Origin of the sequence: Mycobacterium sp., from assembly GCF_050701515.1 — a bacterium.
Taxonomy (GTDB): domain Bacteria; phylum Actinomycetota; class Actinomycetes; order Mycobacteriales; family Mycobacteriaceae; genus Mycobacterium.
The window spans coordinates 1-16,691 of the sequence record NZ_JBOGDB010000206.1 but is presented as its reverse complement, the minus strand read 5'-3'; the positions used below and the strand labels follow the sequence as shown (position 1 = coordinate 16,691).

18 protein-coding genes and 3 pseudogenes are annotated in these 16,691 nt (G+C 67.1%); 4 read left to right on the top strand and 17 right to left on the bottom strand.

Annotated features, from left to right (window positions below):
• Window positions 1-1,116 (bottom strand): glycine--tRNA ligase (locus ACRDU5_RS16740; protein WP_526615769.1); only part of this gene is annotated, 1,116 nt, incomplete at its 3' end.
• A 155-nt stretch (window positions 1,117-1,271) separates the two neighbouring features.
• On the opposite strand from ACRDU5_RS16740, the gene ACRDU5_RS16735 reads away from it, so the two are divergent.
• Window positions 1,272-1,637, top strand: coding sequence for an ArsR/SmtB family transcription factor (locus ACRDU5_RS16735; RefSeq protein WP_526615768.1), 366 nt, complete (start codon window positions 1,272-1,274; stop codon window positions 1,635-1,637).
• Window positions 1,634-2,032: a Fur family transcriptional regulator gene (locus ACRDU5_RS16730; protein WP_526615766.1), complete on the top strand. Its 399-nt coding sequence runs from the start codon at window positions 1,634-1,636 to the stop codon at window positions 2,030-2,032. The genes ACRDU5_RS16735 and ACRDU5_RS16730 overlap by 4 nt, the downstream gene beginning before the upstream one ends.
• Here the strand turns inward: ACRDU5_RS16730 and ACRDU5_RS16725 are convergent.
• From ACRDU5_RS16725 to recO, 3 genes are read right to left on the bottom strand one after another with little or no spacing between them, the layout of a single operon-like run.
• Window positions 2,029-2,421 (bottom strand): hypothetical protein, encoded by a 393-nt coding sequence (locus tag ACRDU5_RS16725; protein WP_526615765.1) that lies wholly within the window; start codon window positions 2,419-2,421, stop codon window positions 2,029-2,031. The two genes, ACRDU5_RS16730 and ACRDU5_RS16725, sit on opposite strands and share 4 nt — an antisense overlap.
• Window positions 2,421-3,299 carry a decaprenyl diphosphate synthase gene (locus tag ACRDU5_RS16720; RefSeq protein ID WP_526615771.1) on the bottom strand — a complete coding sequence of 293 codons (879 nt, stop codon included), beginning with the start codon at window positions 3,297-3,299 and terminating at the stop codon, window positions 2,421-2,423. Before ACRDU5_RS16720 ends, ACRDU5_RS16725 begins: the two co-directional genes overlap by 1 nt.
• Complete coding sequence (gene recO, locus ACRDU5_RS16715) at window positions 3,250-4,095, bottom strand: DNA repair protein RecO (protein ID WP_526615764.1); 846 nt, start codon at window positions 4,093-4,095, stop codon at window positions 3,250-3,252. The genes ACRDU5_RS16720 and recO overlap by 50 nt, the downstream gene beginning before the upstream one ends.
• Before the next feature lie 62 nt (window positions 4,096-4,157).
• Here recO and ACRDU5_RS16710 point away from each other — a divergent pair, with 62 nt between their 5' ends.
• Window positions 4,158-5,627, top strand: coding sequence for an amidase (locus ACRDU5_RS16710; RefSeq protein WP_526615763.1), 1,470 nt, complete (start codon window positions 4,158-4,160; stop codon window positions 5,625-5,627).
• A 52-nt stretch (window positions 5,628-5,679) separates the two neighbouring features.
• Here ACRDU5_RS16710 and era read toward each other — a convergent pair whose 3' ends face one another.
• The 10 genes and pseudogenes from era to hrcA all read right to left on the bottom strand — a co-directional run bounded on the left by era (window position 5,680) and on the right by hrcA (window position 13,904).
• The gene (gene era / locus ACRDU5_RS16705) at window positions 5,680-6,579 is read right to left on the bottom strand and encodes a GTPase Era (protein ID WP_526615762.1); all 900 of its coding nucleotides are present in this window, start codon (window positions 6,577-6,579) and stop codon (window positions 5,680-5,682) included.
• Window positions 6,576-6,896, bottom strand: a complete 321-nt coding sequence (locus ACRDU5_RS16700; protein WP_526615761.1) for a cytidine deaminase-like protein — start codon at window positions 6,894-6,896, stop codon at window positions 6,576-6,578. The genes era and ACRDU5_RS16700 overlap by 4 nt, the downstream gene beginning before the upstream one ends.
• Window positions 6,897-6,898: 2 nt before the next feature.
• Window positions 6,899-8,182, bottom strand: a complete 1,284-nt coding sequence (locus ACRDU5_RS16695; RefSeq protein WP_526615760.1) for a CNNM domain-containing protein — start codon at window positions 8,180-8,182, stop codon at window positions 6,899-6,901.
• Window positions 8,179-8,715: an rRNA maturation RNase YbeY gene (gene ybeY / locus ACRDU5_RS16690; protein WP_526615759.1), complete on the bottom strand. Its 537-nt coding sequence runs from the start codon at window positions 8,713-8,715 to the stop codon at window positions 8,179-8,181. The genes ACRDU5_RS16695 and ybeY overlap by 4 nt, the downstream gene beginning before the upstream one ends.
• A gap of 12 nt (window positions 8,716-8,727) precedes the next feature.
• Window positions 8,728-9,063 (bottom strand): annotated as a pseudogene (locus ACRDU5_RS16685) (PhoH family protein); the annotation flags it as partial.
• Between the two features lie 279 nt (window positions 9,064-9,342).
• Window positions 9,343-9,879: pseudogene (locus ACRDU5_RS16680) on the bottom strand (LAGLIDADG family homing endonuclease); the annotation flags it as partial.
• A gap of 261 nt (window positions 9,880-10,140) precedes the next feature.
• Window positions 10,141-10,851 (bottom strand): annotated as a pseudogene (locus tag ACRDU5_RS16675) (PhoH family protein); the annotation flags it as partial.
• A gap of 105 nt (window positions 10,852-10,956) precedes the next feature.
• Window positions 10,957-11,703: a 16S rRNA (uracil(1498)-N(3))-methyltransferase gene (locus tag ACRDU5_RS16670; protein WP_526615757.1), complete on the bottom strand. Its 747-nt coding sequence runs from the start codon at window positions 11,701-11,703 to the stop codon at window positions 10,957-10,959.
• Between the two features lie 8 nt (window positions 11,704-11,711).
• Window positions 11,712-12,851 carry a molecular chaperone DnaJ gene (gene dnaJ / locus ACRDU5_RS16665; protein WP_526615755.1) on the bottom strand — a complete coding sequence of 380 codons (1,140 nt, stop codon included), beginning with the start codon at window positions 12,849-12,851 and terminating at the stop codon, window positions 11,712-11,714.
• A 21-nt stretch (window positions 12,852-12,872) separates the two neighbouring features.
• Entirely contained in the window at window positions 12,873-13,904 is a 1,032-nt protein-coding gene (hrcA, locus tag ACRDU5_RS16660; RefSeq protein ID WP_526615754.1) for a heat-inducible transcriptional repressor HrcA, read from the bottom strand.
• Between the two features lie 131 nt (window positions 13,905-14,035).
• Here hrcA and ACRDU5_RS16655 point away from each other — a divergent pair, with 131 nt between their 5' ends.
• On the top strand, window positions 14,036-14,371 hold the full coding sequence (locus ACRDU5_RS16655; protein WP_526615770.1) for a type II toxin-antitoxin system VapB family antitoxin: 336 nt from the start codon (window positions 14,036-14,038) through the stop codon (window positions 14,369-14,371).
• Window positions 14,372-14,425: 54 nt separating this feature from the next.
• On the opposite strand, the gene ACRDU5_RS16650 is transcribed toward ACRDU5_RS16655, so the two are convergent.
• The 3 genes from ACRDU5_RS16650 to ACRDU5_RS16640 all read right to left on the bottom strand — a co-directional run.
• Window positions 14,426-14,641, bottom strand: coding sequence for an MbtH family protein (locus ACRDU5_RS16650; RefSeq protein WP_526615752.1), 216 nt, complete (start codon window positions 14,639-14,641; stop codon window positions 14,426-14,428).
• Window positions 14,619-15,923, bottom strand: coding sequence for an NADPH-dependent L-lysine N(6)-monooxygenase MbtG (mbtG, locus tag ACRDU5_RS16645; RefSeq protein ID WP_526615751.1), 1,305 nt, complete (start codon window positions 15,921-15,923; stop codon window positions 14,619-14,621). The genes ACRDU5_RS16650 and mbtG overlap by 23 nt, the downstream gene beginning before the upstream one ends.
• A partial coding sequence (locus tag ACRDU5_RS16640; RefSeq protein WP_526615750.1) for a condensation domain-containing protein occupies window positions 15,920-16,691 on the bottom strand: 772 nt, incomplete at its 5' end. The genes ACRDU5_RS16640 and mbtG, both read right to left, overlap by 4 nt.

Below are 16,691 nucleotides of genomic sequence, written 5' to 3'. Positions count from 1 at the left end.
CGGCAGCACCGCCACCTTCACCGGCGCCAGCCTGGGGTCGAAGCGCATCACGGTGCGCTTGTCCATCCCGCCCTTGGTGTTCGGCGCCTCGTCGACGTCGTACGCCTCCAGCAGGAACATCAGCACGCAGCGGGTCAGCCCGGCGGCCGGCTCGATCACGTACGGCACCCACCGGGTGCCCTTGTCCTGGTCGAAGTACGACAGGTCCGCGCCGGACGCCTTCGCGTGCGCGTTCAGGTCGTAGTCCGTACGGTTGGCGATGCCCTCCAGCTCCGCCCACTCCGAGCCCGCGAACTCGAACTTGTACTCGATGTCGACGGTGCGCTTGGAGTAGTGGGAACGCTTCTCCGCGGGGTGCTCGAAGAACCGCAGGTTGTCCTCGGACACCCCGAGGTCGAGATACCAGCGCCAGCGCTCGGAGAGCCAGTAGTCGTGCCACTCCTCGTCGCTGCCGGGCTCGACGAAGAACTCCATCTCCATCTGCTCGAACTCGCGGGTGCGAAAGATGAAGTTGCCCGGGGTGATTTCGTTGCGGAAGCTCTTGCCGATCTGGCCGATGCCGAACGGCGGCTTACGCCGCGACGTGGTGACCACGTTGGCGAAGTTGACGAAGATGCCCTGCGCTGTCTCCGGCCGCATGTAGTGCAGACCCTCGTCGGTCTCGATCGGACCGAGGTGGGTCTTGAGCATCATGTTGAAGTCGCGCGGCTCGGTCCACTGGCCCTTGGTGCCGCAGTCCGGACACACGACTTCCGTCATCGGTACGGTCTCCGGATTGTCGACGCCTTTTTTCGCCGCGTACGCCTCCTGCAAGTGGTCTTGTCGATGCCGCTTGTGGCAGTGGAGGCATTCGACCAGCGGATCGTGAAACACGTCGACGTGGCCAGAAGCCACCCACACCTCGCGCGGCAAGATGATCGCGCTGTCGAGACCGACGATATCGTCACGGCTGGTGACCACGGACCGCCACCACTGCCGCTTGATGTTCTCCTTGAGCTCGACGCCCAAAGGGCCGAAGTCCCAAGCCGATTTCGTGCCGCCGTAGATCTCACCGGACTGGTAGACCAGTCCGCGGCGCTTGGCCAGGTTCGCAACAGTGTCGATGATGGACGCCACGGGTCAACAGCGTAGCGACGGCGGTATCCCGTTAAGTCCAGGCACCACCCCGAGTGTGTCGATTGTTGCGGCGTTTACTCGCACTTCGCCGCAACAAGCGATACAAGAGCGACGCCGTTGACATGCGTGATCGCGCATGTAATGTGGCCTACATAATGAAAACCGTTTCCACTTTGGCGGATCGGGACGCCGGTCATCACCGGCACGGCCACGCCCCCTCGCCGGATCTGCCGCCGCGGCCGGTCCTCGACACCGCGGGCGACCTGCTGCGCGCGCTGGCCGCGCCGGTGCGGATTGCGATCGTGCTGCAGCTTCGGGAGTCGTCGCGGTGCGTGCACGAACTCGTCGACGCGCTCGGGGTCCCGCAACCGCTGGTCAGCCAGCACCTCCGCATCCTGAAGGCCGCCGGAGTCGTGTCCGGCGAGCGGTCCGGCCGCGAGGTGCTCTACCGCCTCGTCGACGACCACCTCACCCACATCGTGGTGGCCGCGGTGACCCATGCGGGCGAGGACGCCGAGTGAGCCGGACGGGCGTGCGGGCCACCCGGCAGCGCGCGGCGATCTCGGCGCTGTTGGAGAACCTGGACGATTTCCGGTCCGCCCAAGAGCTTCATGACGAGCTGCGCCGCCGCGGCGAGGGCATCGGCCTGACCACCGTCTACCGCACCCTGCAGTCGATGTCGGCGGCCGGGCTCGTCGACACGTTGCGCACCGACACCGGCGAGTCGGTGTACCGGCGCTGCTCGGAAGATCACCATCACCATCTGGTATGCCGGGTGTGTGGCTGCACCGTGGAGGTGCAGGGCGGTCAGGCCGAGACGTGGGCCGCCGAAGTCGCTCGCGCGCATGGCTTCTCCGATGTCAGCCACACCATCGAAATCTTCGGCATTTGTGGCGACTGCGTGGCTACCGACTAGTCGGCGACGAGCGCCCGGCGGGCATCGGCGCCGGAGCTGAGCACCATCAGGATCAACGTCCGCAGCGCATCGTCGGTCAGGCCCGCCGCGGGAAAGTTGTAGCGTAGCAACACGTCTGCGGTTTTCCCGTCGTCCTTGACCGCCAGCGACACCGTGCCGAGCAGCGTGTCATGGGCGAGTTCGGCGACCGTGGCGCGAATCTTGTTGTCCAGCGGCAGGTCCCACGCCAGGATCTGGGTGAGCGACACCATGTCCAGACCATCGGCGATCGTCACCACTCGCAGTGAGGCAAAGGTGTGATCGTGATGCACCGTGATCGCGCCGTCGTCCTCCTCCTCGATCGGCAGCACCTCTTCGAGGGCCGAGCGCAAGTGCTCCTGGAGCGTCATTACGCCCTGCCGAATCGGCGATTGCGGTTCACGTACTCCTCGCACGCTTCCCAAAGATCACGGCGGTCGTAGTCGGGCCACAGCTTGTCCTGGAAGACGTACTCGGCATACGCCGCCTGCCACAGCAGGAAGTTGCTGGCTCGCTGCTCCCCCGACGTCCGGATGAACAGGTCGACGTCGGGGATGTCGGAGCGGTGGAGGTGCTTGGCGACGGTCCGCTCGGTGATCCGATCCGGGTTGAGCTTGCCGTCAACCGCGTCGCGCGCGATGTCCTTGGCCGCCTCGGCGATCTCGGTGCGACCGCCGTAGTTGACGCAGTAGTTGATGGTGATCACATCGTTGCCAACCGTCATCTGCTCGGCGATGTCGAACTCCTTGATGACGCTACGCCACATGCGCGGACGCGAGCCGACCCAGCGCATCCGCACGCCCATGTCGTTGAGGTTCTCCCGCCGCCGACGGACCACCTCCCGGTTGAACCCCATCAGGAAGCGGACCTCCTCGGTGCTGCGCTTCCAATTCTCGGTCGAGAATGCATAGACCGTCAGATGTTTGATGCCGATTTCGATGGCGCCGCAGGTGATGTCGATCAGCACCGCCTCTCCCATCTTGTGGCCCTCGGTTCGGTGCAGCCCGCGCTGGGTGGCCCACCGGCCGTTGCCGTCCATCACGATCGCGACGTGGCTTGGCACCTGGTCGGCCGGGATGTTCGGTGCGGCGGCTTTCGAAGTGTGCTGGGGCGGGCGGGCGAACCTGCCGTTGCCATGCGGTGGCAACTCCGGAAAGACGACCGGCCAGGTGGACTTGTCGGGAAAGGTCGGATAGTCGTCAGGCGCCGGGGGCAGCTGTGGGTAGGTGGTCTTGGCCGCCCGTTTCATCACCACGGCTGACATCCTGCCGCAACAACGAGACCCGATGGTCAGCGACCGTGCGATCGACCCGGTACACGCGTTCGACCAGCGGCAACGTGCGGAGCTGACGCTCGAGATGCCACTGCAGATGAGCGGCTACCAGCCCGCTGGCCTGGCTGCGGTGCGACTGCGGCGACGCCTGCGCGGTATCCCAGTCGCCGTCGTAGAGCGCCGACATCAGGTCCAGCACGCCCTGCGGCGGTGTGGTCGATCCGGACGGACGGCAGTGCACGCACACGCTGCCGCCGGCGGCGATGTGGAACGCCCGGTGCGGACCGGGAGCGGCGCAGCGGGCGCACTCGGTGAGCGCGGGCGCCCATCCGGCGATTCCCATGGCGCGCAGCAGGTAAGCGTCCAGCACGAGTTCCCAGGGCCGGCTGCCGTCGGCCACCGCCCGCAACGCGCCGACGGTCAGCCGGTGCAGTGCGGGCACCGGAGCACGCTCTTCGCCGGCCAGGCGTTCGGCGGTTTCCAGCACGGCGCACGCGCAGGTGTACCGGCCGTAATCGCTGACGATGTCGGCGGCGAACGCATCGATGGCCTGCACCTGGGTGACGATGTCGAGATTGCGGCCGGGGTGCAGCTGAACGTCGATGTGCGCGAACGGCTCTAGCCGTGAACCGAACTTGCTGCGGGTGCGCCGAACTCCCTTCGCCACGGCGCGGACCAACCCGTGCTCACGGGTGAGCAGGGTGACGATCCGGTCGGCCTCGCCGAGCTTGTGCTGGCGCAGCACCACCGCCCGATCCCGGTACAGGCGCATCGAACCAGTTTCGCACTGCAATCTGACAAGAGTGGTACGCAGCGCCGGTTATTCTCCACTTGATGGCTGCACCACCTACATCTTCTGCCTCAGAAGCCCCGCTGCCCACCCTCACTGGTCTGCTGTATCAGCTGGCCAGCGGGACCGTGACCTCCAACGAGCTGGTGCAGCGATCGCTGCATGCCATCGAGGCCAGCCAGTCGACCCTCAACTGTTTCCGGGTGGTGCTCACCGAGCGGGCGCTCGCTGATGCCGCCGAGGCCGACCGCAGGCGCGCTGCCGGGCAACAGCTTCCACTGCTGGGAATTCCGATCGCGGTCAAGGACGACGTCGACGTCGCCGGTGTGCCGACCAGGTTCGGCGCCGCCGGTGATGTCCGGCCCGCGCATGCCGATTCCGAAGTCGTGCGCCGGCTGCGTGCCGCCGGTGCCGTCATCGTCGGTAAGACGAACACCTGCGAACTCGGTCAGTGGCCATTCACCAGTGGACCGGCCTTCGGCCATACCCGAAACCCGTGGTCGCCCAAGCACACTCCCGGCGGATCGTCGGGCGGCAGCGCGGCGGCGGTGGCCGCAGGCCTGGTCACCGCGGCGATTGGTTCGGACGGCGCCGGCAGCGTCCGGATCCCCGCGGCGTGGACACACCTGGTCGGCATCAAGCCGCAGCGTGGCCGCATCTCCACCTGGCCGCTGCCGGAGGCGTTCAACGGCATCACCGTCAACGGCGTGCTTGCCCGCACCCTCACCGACGCAGCGCTGGTGCTCGACGCCGCATCCGGCAACGTCGACGGTGATCGGCACAAACCGCCGCCGGTGCGGGTCTCGGAGTACGTCGGCCGTGCGCCGGGCCCGCTGAAGATCGCGGTCTCGACGAAGTTCCCTTTCAACTTTTTCCGCCCCAAGCTGCACCCGGAGATCCTGGGCGCACTGCACACCGTCGCCGACCAGCTCACCGAACTCGGACACACGGTCGAGGCGCACGACCCGTACTACAGCACACGGATGTCGTGGAACTTCCTGTCCCGGTCCACTTCCGGACTGCTGGACTGGGCGGACCGGCTCGGCGACGGTGTCACGCTGGACCGGCGCACGGTGTCCAACCTGCGGATGGGCCGGCTGCTGTCCGAGAACGTGCTGCGCAAGGCCCGGGCCCGGGAAGCCGAGACGCAGCGCCGCGTCGGCTGGATCTTCAATCTCGTCGACGTCATTTTGGCACCGACCACCGCGCTGCCACCGCCACCCGTTCACGACTTCGACAACCGCGGCGGCCTGTCCACCGATCGCGCGATGATCCGCGCATGCCCGGCGACATGGCCGTGGAACCTGTTGGGCTGGCCGTCGATCAGCGTCCCGGCCGGTTTCACCTCGGACGGCCTGCCGATCGGTGTTCAGCTGATGGGTCCGGCGAACAGCGAGCCATTGCTGATCTCGCTGGCCGCCGAGCTGGAGGCGATCAACGGCTGGGTGCTGCGACAACCCCCAATGTGGTGGAATGCGCCAACCGGGGAAGCGGTCGGCGACCAGCTCACTTAGCGACTTCGGCGTGAATTCCTGCGCTCAGCGCTGGTAATCACGCCGAAATCACTCAGAAGCCGAGTCGGCCGAGCTGTTTGGGGTCGCGCTGCCAGTTCTTGGCGATCTTGACGTGCAGGTCGAGAAAGACCTTGGTGCCGAGCAGCTTCTCGATCTGCGTGCGTGCGGCGGTGCCCACCTCCCGCAACCTGGCACCGCCTTTGCCGATGACGATGCCCTTCTGGCTGGGCCGCTCGACGAAGAGATTGGCGTGCACATCGATCAGGTCGTCGCGGCCTTCCCGCGGGCTGACCTCCTCGATCACCACGGCGAGCGAGTGCGGCAATTCGTCGCGCACCCCTTCCAGGGCGGCCTCCCGAATCAGCTCGGCCATCAACACTTCCTCGGGCTCGTCGGTGAGCTCGCCGTCCGGGTAGAACGCCGGGCCCGGCGGCAGCTGGTGGGCCAGCACGTCGATCAGGACGTCGACTTGCTCGCCGGTGGTCGCCGACACCGGCACGATCTCGGTATCCGGACCGACCAGCTCGCTGACCGCCATCAGCTGGGCGGCCACCCGCTCTTTGGGCAGCTTGTCGATCTTGGTGACGATGGCCATCCGCGTGGTGTCGGGCGCAATGTCGCGGATCTGCTGCAGGATCCACCGGTCCCCGGGGCCGATGGCTTCGTCGGCGGGGATGCACAACCCGATGACGTCGACCTCCGAGTACGTGTCACGCACCAGGTCGTTGAGCCGCTGACCGAGCAGCGTTCGGGGCCGATGCAGGCCCGGGGTATCGACGAGGATGATCTGGAAGTTCTCCCGGTGCACGATCCCGCGGATGGTGTGCCGGGTGGTCTGCGGACGCTTCGACGTGATCGCCACCTTGGCGCCGACCAACGCGTTCATCAGCGTCGACTTGCCGGTGTTCGGCCTTCCGACGAAACAGACGAAGCCGGAACGGAATTCACTCACGACTGCACGTTTCCGGCCCGATCCGTGACGATGATGGTGGCGTCCGCGGACAGCTCGCGCACCGCGGCGATCCCGGTGTCGTCGGCCGATCCGCCGACCAGCACCGCCGCCTCCAGGCCGGTCGCGCCGCTCGACACGGCCGCGGCCACCGCCGCCTGCAGTGCGGTCAGCCGCAGCGCGTCGAGGGTCACCGGCGCCCCCGCGTACGTCCGGCCGTCCAGATCACGCACCGCCGCACCGCTGCCCGCTTCGGCCCGCCCCATCGCACCGCGGGCCAGCCCCACCAGCTTGGCGTCTTCAGCGTCGAGCTCAGTCACCGTCACCCTTGTGCTCGAAAATCGGTCGGGCTGACCAGGACGGTGCCGATCCGCACCCGGCCCCGATGGTCGAATCCGCCCTCGGCGCGCAGTCTCAGCCCGTCCCATGTCACCTCGGCACCCGGCAGCGGGACGCGGCCGAGCTCGAGTGCCAACAAACCACCGACGGTGTCGACGTCGAGATCCTCGTCGAACTCGATGTCGTACAGCTCGCCGAGGTCCTCGATGGACAGCCGCGCCGACACCCGATAGCGCTTGTCCCCCAGCTCTTCCACCGGGGCGACCTCGTCGGTGTCGTACTCGTCGGCGATCTCACCGACGATCTCCTCCAGCACGTCTTCGATGGTGACCAGGCCGGCGATCGCGCCGTACTCGTCGACCAGCAGCGCCATATGGTTGCGGTCGCGTTGCATTTCGCGCAGCAGTGCGTCCAGCGGCTTGGAATCGGGCACGAACACCGCGGGACGCATCACGTCGGACACCCTGGTGTCCCGGCCGCCGTTGTTCGAGTAATACGTGCGCTCGACGAGATCCTTCAGATAGACGACGCCGACGATGTCGTCGACGTTCTCCCCGATCACCGGGATGCGGGAGTGCCCGCTGCGAACCGCCAGCGAGGTCGCTTGGCCAGCCGTCTTGTCGCTTTCGATCCACACCATCTCGGTGCGCGGGACCATCACCTCACGTGCGGGGGTGTCGCCGAGTTCGAACACTGACTGGATCATCCGGCGCTCGTCGTCAGCCACCACACCACGCTGCTGAGCCAGATCGACGACCTCACGCAGCTCGATTTCCGAAGCAAACGGCCCGTGGCGGAAGCCCCTGCCAGGCGTTAGCGCGTTACCGATCAGAACGAGCAGCCGGCTGATCGGGGTTAGCAGAACCGAAATTGCTTGCAGCGGTAAGGCGGCCGCCAGCGCGATGGTGTAGGCGTTCTGTCGGCCGATGGTGCGTGGACCGACGCCGATGACCACGAAGCTGATCACCACCATGATCGCGGCCGTGATGACCAGGCCCCATCGCAGGCCGACGTGCTCGTACAGATAGTCAACCAGCAACACCGTCGCGGTTATCTCGCAGCTAATCCGCAGCAGCACAACGAGATTGATATAGCGCGGGCGCTCGGTGATGAGGCGGGCGAAACGAACGGCGCCGGGCCGCTCATCGCGCACCAGCTCCTCGACCCGGGCTATCGATACCGTGCTGATCGCGGCATCGAGGGCCGCGAACAGACCACCGAGACCGATCAGCGCGATCGCGCCGAGCAGCGGGGCGATGTCGCTCACGGCGCGTCGAAGTAACGAGACTTGTCCAGTAGCCGCCGGTCCTTCTCGGTCTGGCGGTCCTGGCGATATGCCTCGACCTGATCGGCCACCCACTCCTCGAGCAGTTGGCGCTGCAACGCGAACATCTCTTTCTCTTCGTCCGGCTCGGCGTGGTCGTAGCCGAGCAGATGCAGCACGCCGTGGATCGTCAGCAGCGCGAGCTCATGGCCCAGCGAGTGGCCCGCCACCACGGCCTGCTCGGCGGCGAACTCCGGGCACAGCACGATGTCGCCGAGCATCGATGGTCCCGGTTCCGGCGCGTCGGGCCGACCGGCCGGTTCGAGCTCGTCCATCGGAAAGCTCATCACATCCGTCGGACCGGGCAGGTCCATCCAGCGCATGTGCAGATCTGCCATCGCGGCGGTGTCGAGCAGCACCATCGAAAGTTCGGCCGCCGTGTTGACTTTCATCTTCTTGATGACGAAACGGGCGACGCTTACCAGTTCTTCTTCGGAGACGTCGAGGCCCGATTCGTTGGAAACCTCAATGCTCATCGGCTGCCCCGCTTATCGCCGGGACCGATTGCCGCCGGCGCGGCGTTGCGCCCGGTTCATCAGCCCGGGTTCCTCGTATTTGGCATAGGCGTCCACGATCTCGGACACCAGCCGGTGCCTGACGACGTCGGCGCTGGTGAGTTCGCTGACGTGGATGTCCTCGATGCCGTCCAGAATCTGTACCGCTGCCCGCAGACCCGATGTCGCGCCGCCGGGTAGGTCGATCTGTGTGACGTCGCCGGTGACGACGACCTTCGATCCGAAGCCCAGTCTGGTCAGGAACATCTTCATCTGCTCGGCTGTGGTGTTCTGCGCCTCATCGAGGATGATGAATGCATCGTTGAGCGTGTTGTGCGTGAGCAGGAAATCCTCGGTGACATACAGCGAGTCGGCGGCCGCCACCCGAATGCACACGGCCTCCTCGGTGCCAGCAGGCTCGATGCGGTCAATGAATCGCATTGGCCGACCACCGCCGGTCGCGTCGTACTTCGCGGCCTTGCGGGCGAGCCTGAAAGGAATGGCGCCTTCAGGCAGCCGGATATCGAGGATGTGTGCGTCCGACCGGTGGTGAACCGCACGACCACGCGCCAGCCCCGGCTTGCGACCCGCCGCCAGCCTGGTCCGTTGAGTCACGACACCGCCAAGCGACTGGACGAGGAAGACGATGTCGTCGCGCAGCCGCTTGGATGAAGTCCCGATCTGAATGCGGCACGTGCGCCCGCGCTGGGTTACCGGACCTCCGTCAGAGTCGAGTAAACCTTGGAGAACAGCAAGCCGCACCTCGGGTGAATTGAAAAGGTAGTCCCGCGGAACGAATTTAGTGTTCGAGCGAGTACCGGCAAGACCCAGTTGATGTAGAGCGGCCGTGACCGGATTCTTCACGGTCACATCACCGCCACGGCCTGTGTGCCGACTCAGCACATAGTCCACTTCCGACTTGCGCCGCACAATGATCTCCGGAATGAGCTGGCCCAGCACTTCAGCCAGTTCGGGGTCGGTGGTCGCGAAGCTGGGAGTGGTCGAGCATGTGAGACATCCATCGCCGAGAAGTAGGCCCAGTGCGTACGGATCGAGGGGAACCGGCCGAGGCTCGAACTCAACAGGCGCGCTGAGAAGAGGCAATTCGTAGCGACGGTAGTGCGCTGCACGGAGGTTCCCGACCATCTCCTTCGTTGCCAGCACGCGAGCTGGCTTGCCACGCCACCGATCATGGCGAGTGTGCACTGACCACAGGTGGTCTTCGGATGCAAGCGTTGACGAGCCGTCCTGTGTGTAGACGCGGTAAATCTCTTTGAAGCCCTGTGGATAGACACCAAGGACTTCGGTCGGGCGGCCGTCGGAGCCGATCACGAAATACCCGACCTGAAGATCGCCGATCGGCCGAAAGCCCTCAGGGGTCAATACCTTCGTGAACAACGGCTGCGCCCTACCCCGCATGTACCCGAGCGGCGCTACCTCAATGACCCCGGCGCTCATCAGCTTTGGGATCAATTCCGGATCCATCATGTCGTGCAGCGCGTCGTAGAGCGGCCGCAGGTAGGGATCGATCTTCTCGCTCAATGTGCCGGGCAGAAAGCCAAGGCGTTCACCGGCTTCCACTGCAGGCCGGGTGAGGATGATCCGGGTAACCTGTTTCGTCTGCAATGCGCTGACGGCCTTGGCCATTGCCAGATATGTCTTGCCGGTGCCGGCAGGCCCGATACTGAACACGATCGTGTGCGCGTCGATGGCGTCGACATATCGCTTCTGGTTCAGCGTCTTTGGCCGGATGGTCTTGCCGCGCCGCGACAAGATGTCGAGGGTCAGTACCTCGGCGGGTGACTCACCCTCGGTGCCGGTGAGCATCGCGACGCTGTGCCGCACCACTTCTGGAGTCAGCTGCTGGCCGCTGGACACGATCGCGATGAGTTCGGACACCACTCGCTCGGCGAGTGCCACATCGGCCGGCTCGCCGGACAGGGTAAGCGCGTTGCCACGCGCATGTAGATCGGCCGCCAGGGTGCGCTCGAGTGCGCGCAGATTCTCGTCGGAGGAACCCAGCAGGCCCACGACGAGGTCGGGCGGAACATTGATGCTGCTGCGTACCAGCGATGTTGTGGCCGGTGACGAGTCAGCGTTCGTCTCGCGTGGACTCACGTGCGGTTTTCTGCCTGCTTTCTGGGTTCTAGCCGGTGTGGTTGCTGCTGGTTACCTAGCTTACCGCCGGGTACCGTCGCATCCCAACGCTTCACCTGCGGCGTTCTACTCCCAGCGCGACGTCAGCACCCCCAGCGCACCCAGCGCGACCGCGGCCGCGGTCGACGTTCGCAGCACTGTCGGGCCCAGCCGCACCGGCATCGCCCCTGCCTCGGACAGCGCAGCGAGCTCGTCGTCGGCGATACCACCTTCCGGACCGACGATGAGTATCAGCGAATCCGATTGCGCCAAAGCCAGTTTGGTGAGCCGTTCGGTGGCCGATTCATGCAGCACCAGCACTGTCGCCCCCGATGCCACCGCGTCACGCACGTCGGTGACCAACTCGGCCGTCGACACCACGCGCGTCACGGCCGGAATGTGCGGCCGTCGCGACTGACGAGCGGCGGCGCGGGCCACCGAATTCCAGCGACGCAGGCCCTTCTCGGCGCGCCCGCCGTCCCAGCGGGCCACGCAGCGCGCCGCCTGCCAGACGATGAACGCGTCCGCTCCGGCCTCGGTGGCCAGCTCAACGGCCAGTTCGGGGCGCTCCGACTTGGGCAAGGCCTGCACGACGGTGACCGGCGGGACCCCGGGCTCGACGGTCCGACGGCTCAGCACGCGCGCCGAGAGCCGGCCCTTGCCGACGTTTTCGATCACGCAGTGCGCCACCGCGCCGGCTCCGTCACCGAGGTCGAGGTGATCGCCTGCCCGGATCCGTCGCACATTGGCGGCGTGGAAGCCCTCGTCACCGTCGACGACCGCCAAGTCACCGACTTCGGGCAGCGTGTCGACGTAGAAGAGCGTCCCGCTCATGACCGCGGCTAGCGGCCGGTGAAGGTTTCGCGCAGCCGGCTGAACAACCCGCTCGCGGCGCCGGTATGGGTGGACTTGACCTCGGCAGCGTCCCGGATGCGGTGTTCCTTGAGCTTGCCCAGCAGTTCGATGTCCTGATGGTCGAGCCGCGACGGCACCACGACCTCGACATGGGCATGGAGGTCGCCCCGCACCCCCGACCGCAGGTGGGGCATGCCGTGGCCGCGCAGCGTGGTCACCGAGCCGGGCTGGGTGCCGGCCGGGATGGTGATCTCGGTGGGTCCGTCCAGAATCGCGTCGACGGCGACGGTGGTGCCCAGCGCGGCGTCGACCATCGGCACCGAGATGGTGAAGTGCAGATCGTCGCCGTCGCGGACGAAGATGTCGTGCGGCTGTTCGTGGACCTCGACGTAGAGGTCCCCGGCCGGTCCGCCGCCCGGACCGACCTCGCCCTGGCCGGCCAGTCGCACCCGCATGCCATCACCGACGCCCGCCGGGATCTTGACGCTGATCTCCCGCCGGGCCCGCACGCGTCCGTCGCCGCCACACCGGTGGCACGGGTCGAGGATGACCTCGCCGACCCCGCCGCAGACCGGGCAGGGCCGCGACGTCATGACCTGGCCGAGCAGCGACCGCTGCACGGTCTGAATCTCGCCCTGCCCGCCGCAGGTGTCGCAGGTGGACGGGGTCGACTTGCCGTGGGTGCCCTTGCCCTGGCAGAGGTCACACAGCACGGCGGTGTCGACGGTGACCTGCTTGGTCACCCCGGTGGCGCATTCGGAGAGGTCGAGGCGCATTCGCAGCAGTGAGTCCGAACCGGGCCGGACCCGGCCGATCGGGCCGCGGGAGGTGGAGCCGCCGCCGAAGAACGCCTCGAACACGTCGCCGAGGCCGCCGAACCCGGCGAAGCCGTTGCCGGACATCCCGACGCCCTCCAGTGGGTCGCCGCCGCGGTCGACGATGCGGCGCTTCTCCGGATCGCTGAGCACCTCGTAGGCGACGCTGATCTCCTGGAACCGTGCCTGCGCCCGTTGATCGGGGTTGATGTCAGGATGCAGCTCGCGGGCCAGCTTGCGATAGGCGCGCTTGATCTCGGTATCACTCGCACCCCTGCTCACCCCGAGCAGGCCGTAATAGTCGCGTGCCACTCCTGACCTTTCCTACCGGTCCTACCGGCTGCCTAAGACTTCGCCTATGTAGAGGGCAACCGCGGCGACATTAGCGATAGTTCCCGGATAGTCCATTCGAGTGGGCCCAAGCACACCCATGCCGCCGTAGACCTTCCCCATACTGCCGTAGGCGGTGCTCACCACCGACGTGGCCACCATCTCCTCGGCCTCGGTCTCGTGTCCGATTCGCACGGTCACCTTGCCGGCCTCCTGCTGGGCGGCCAGCAGCCGCAGCACCACCACCTGCTCCTCGAGTGCCTCGAGGACCGAGCGCAGCGACCCGCCTAAGTCCGCGGTGTTGCGGGTCAGGTTGGCGGTGCCGCCCAGCAGCAGCCGCTCCTCGCTGTGCTCGACGAGCGACTCCAGCAGGACCGTCGCCGAGCGGCCGATGGCGTCACCAAGGCCACCGCTGCCGTCGAGATGGGCGGCCAGGTCCGACACCGCAACAGAGGCCGCCGCCAGCCGCTTGCCTTCCAGCGCCTGGCCGAGCATCTCGCGCAGCTGGGCAACCTGGTGATCGTCGACGGTGTCGCCGAGTTCGACGATGCGCTGGTCGACCCGGCCGGAGTCGGTGATCACCACCAGCAGCAGGCGGGCCGGCGTCAGCGCGACGACCTCCAGATGCCGGACGCTGGAGGTGGACAGCGTCGGGTACTGCACGACCGCCACCTGACGGGTCAGCTGCGCCAGCAGCCGCACGGCCCGGCGCAACACGTCGTCGAGGTCGACACCGGTTTCGAGGAACCTCAGGATCGCGGTCCGCTCCGACGTCGACAGCGGCTTGATGTCCTCGAGCCGGTCGACGAACTCGCGGTAGCCCTTCTCGGTGGGTACCCGGCCCGAGCTGGTGTGCGGCTGGGCGATGTAGCCCTCCGCCTCGAGAACTGCCATGTCATTGCGGACGGTGGCACTCGAGACGCCCAGGTCGTGCCGTTCGAGGAGCGACTTCGAGCCGATCGGCTCCTTGGTCGAAACGAAGTCGGCGACGATGGCGCGCAACACTTCGAACCGACGGTCGTCGGCACTACCCATTTGATTCACCTCCCGGTCGCACCCATTTTACGGTTATCAGCTGGGGCAACACCTTCGCGCGCCGTTACGGCTAGCCTTTTGCGCATGGTGAAGCCACCGCCATGGGTCACGAGTCGAAGGATTTCTGGCCGGTGATCTTCAAGGGCGTCCTCGACGGCAAGCCGTATCCGGACCATGGCCTGTCGTATCGGCAGTGGTCACAGATACCGCCGCGGCAGATTCGCCTCGACGAGCTGGTGACCACGACGACCGTGCTGGCGCTGGACCGCCTGCTGTCGGAGGACTCCACGTTCTACGGCGATCTGTTCCCGCACGCGGTGCGGTGGCGCGGGGTGGTCTACCTCGAGGACGGGCTGCACCGCGCGGTGCGGGCCGCGCTGCGCAATCGGACCGTGCTGCACGCCCGGGTGTTCGACATGGACATGCCGTCCCCAGCTGGCGGGTGGGCCCAGTCCCAGCAGACCTAGTTGCGATTTCGGCGTGATAACCAGCGCTCAGCGCAGGAAATCACGCCGAAATCGCTAGTCGGCGGCCATCGCGTCGCGCAGGCTCTTGGGCCGCAGGTCGGTCCAGTTCTCCTCGACGTAGGCCAGACAATCCGCCCGGCTGCTTTCGCCGAACACCACCCGCCAGCCGGCCGGAACATCGGCGAACGTCGGCCAAAGGCTGTGCTGCTCCTCGTCGTTGACCAGCACGAAAAAGGTGCCGTTGTCGTCATCGAATGGGTTGGTGCTCATCGTTTCTCCTGTTTGATTGGTCGTCGGCGACAGCGATATCGGCGCCGAGGACGCGGTCGGACAGCAGGCCGAGGCAGCTGAGGTTGGGAAAACCCGGGCCCTGGGTGAGGCCCGCCAGGCTCGGCAGGAACAGCTTCGGGGCGACGTCGTTGACGGCGAGGTCATGGCCCATCGCCTCTTGCAGCGCCTCGCCGGTCAGCGGGCCGCCGAGCCCGAGTTCCAGTAGGTCAAGGGCGTCCTGGCCGAGCAGCGACACGAACCACATCGCGTCGGCGCCCGACCCGTCGATGACCAGATCGAAGCCGTGCACGGTCTCCAACCGCTCACCGCCCCGGTCGGTGCTCAGCGTCAACCGGATCCGCCCGTCGCGGGCCACCGCGTGCGCGACCCGGCCGCGCAGATGCCGGATCCGGTCGTCGGCCAGCAGCGCGTCCTGCACCCGCGCCGAGAACACGCCGCGATCGGTGCGGGCCATGGCATCGCGACGCTCGGCCAGGGTGAGACCGGCCCAGTCCGTCGGGTCGGAGAACAACGCGTTCTCGAAAAAGCTCTCGCCCCGGGTGAAGAGAGTGACCTGCGGTGAGATAACGGTGATCGTCGCAACCCGATGGCGAAACAACTCGTTGAGCATCGACGCCGCGGTCTCGCCGCCACCGACCACCGCTACCCGTTCGGCGGTGATCCGCTCGTGTTCGGCGGCGCGGTGCCAGAACTGCGCGATGGACAGCACCCGTGGATTGCCCGGCAGGATCGACCGTTCGGCCTGACCCGGACCGCTGATCATCACGGCGTCGGCCTGGATGGCGGTTTCCCGGGTGTGCAACTCCCACCGCGCGCCGGCGACGCTGTTGTCCACGGAAATGCGGCTCACCTCGCCGTTGACCACGGTCATCCCGACGCGGTCGGCCACCCAGCTCAGGTACTGGCCCCACTTGCGGTGGGTCGGCGCGGGTCGGCCGCGGTCGATCCATTCGGCGAACTGGCCGGTGGCGATCAGAAACGACTGCCAGCTGTGCCGCGTCATCCGCTCGTCGAGTTCGGCGTTACGGCCCGCCACCAGCGACGAGCGGTACGGGAAGCCGACGTCCTTCTCCGGGCTGGTGCCGAGCCGGTGCTGCCCGTCGGTCCAGCCGCCGGTGGCCTGCCAGTTGGCGGCCACCGCAATGCGTTCGACGGCGACAATGTCGGGAACGTCGACACCCATGTCGCGCAGTTCGGCGGCCTTGGCGGCAACGGCGACGGCCTTCGCGCCGGCGCCGACGATGGCGAGTGTGCCGGTCACAGTGCATCCCCCAGTGCTCGAAGTGCCCGACTCCACAGATCGGCCAGCGCGGCAGCCTCCGCCGAGCTGGTCAGCCGATCGCTCCACCGCCAGCTGGTCAGCAGCTGCGGACCTGCGTCGGTCCCGTTCACCACCGAGATGACGTCGAAGGTGTAGCGCAGCGCCAGCTTTGGTTCGGGTGCGGTGGGCAGCGCACCGTTGAGCGTGGGGTCGGTGATCAGCGACCACGCGGTGCCCTCTGCGGCGCTACCGCGGGCGCCCAGGTCGTGGCGGCCGATGAAGTTGAACTCCAGCTGCGGGTGCCGCGCGTCGGCCAACCCCGGGTCCCGGCGGTGATACCGCAGCAGCCCGAAGTCGAGGCCGCGGTTCGGCACCGCGGCGAGATGGTCCGACACCGACCGCAGCAGTGCGCGGGCCACCGCCGGATTGCCCACCGCCCCTTCGACGTCGACGGGCCGCTCGCCGGCGCCCAGCCGCACCGGGAACACCGACGTGAACCAGCCGACGGTCGCGGAGGTGTCGACGGCCTCGCCGACCAGCCCGTCTTCGCGGCCGTGGCCCTCCAGCGCGATCAGCGCGCCGTGGGTGGCGGGTTGGCTGCGCGCGACGCGCCAGGACGTGATCGTCATCGTCAATGCCGCGAGCAGGAAGTCGCGCAACTCGATGCCCGCCGCGTCGACCTGGTCCAACAGCCGGCGGGTGGTGGCGGTGTCGGTGGCCACATCGGTCAGCTGCAGCGACGCCCACGTGTCGGTGGCCGGGTCGGGC

What these genes read in the sequence shown, in the direction of transcription:
- ACRDU5_RS16735 (WP_526615768.1), top strand. Translation starts at nt 1,272, where the DNA reads ATGAAAACCGTTTCCACTTTGGCGGATCGGGACGCCGGTCATCACCGG.
- hrcA (WP_526615754.1), bottom strand. Translation starts at nt 13,904, where the DNA reads ATGGGTAGTGCCGACGACCGTCGGTTCGAAGTGTTGCGCGCCATCGTC.
- recO (WP_526615764.1), bottom strand. Translation starts at nt 4,095, where the DNA reads ATGCGCCTGTACCGGGATCGGGCGGTGGTGCTGCGCCAGCACAAGCTC.
- ACRDU5_RS16720 (WP_526615771.1), bottom strand. Translation starts at nt 3,299, where the DNA reads ATGAAACGGGCGGCCAAGACCACCTACCCACAGCTGCCCCCGGCGCCT.
- ACRDU5_RS16725 (WP_526615765.1), bottom strand. Translation starts at nt 2,421, where the DNA reads ATGACGCTCCAGGAGCACTTGCGCTCGGCCCTCGAAGAGGTGCTGCCG.
- ACRDU5_RS16710 (WP_526615763.1), top strand. Translation starts at nt 4,158, where the DNA reads ATGGCTGCACCACCTACATCTTCTGCCTCAGAAGCCCCGCTGCCCACC.
- ACRDU5_RS16650 (WP_526615752.1), bottom strand. Translation starts at nt 14,641, where the DNA reads ATGAGCACCAACCCATTCGATGACGACAACGGCACCTTTTTCGTGCTG.
- ybeY (WP_526615759.1), bottom strand. Translation starts at nt 8,715, where the DNA reads ATGAGCATTGAGGTTTCCAACGAATCGGGCCTCGACGTCTCCGAAGAA.
- ACRDU5_RS16670 (WP_526615757.1), bottom strand. Translation starts at nt 11,703, where the DNA reads ATGAGCGGGACGCTCTTCTACGTCGACACGCTGCCCGAAGTCGGTGAC.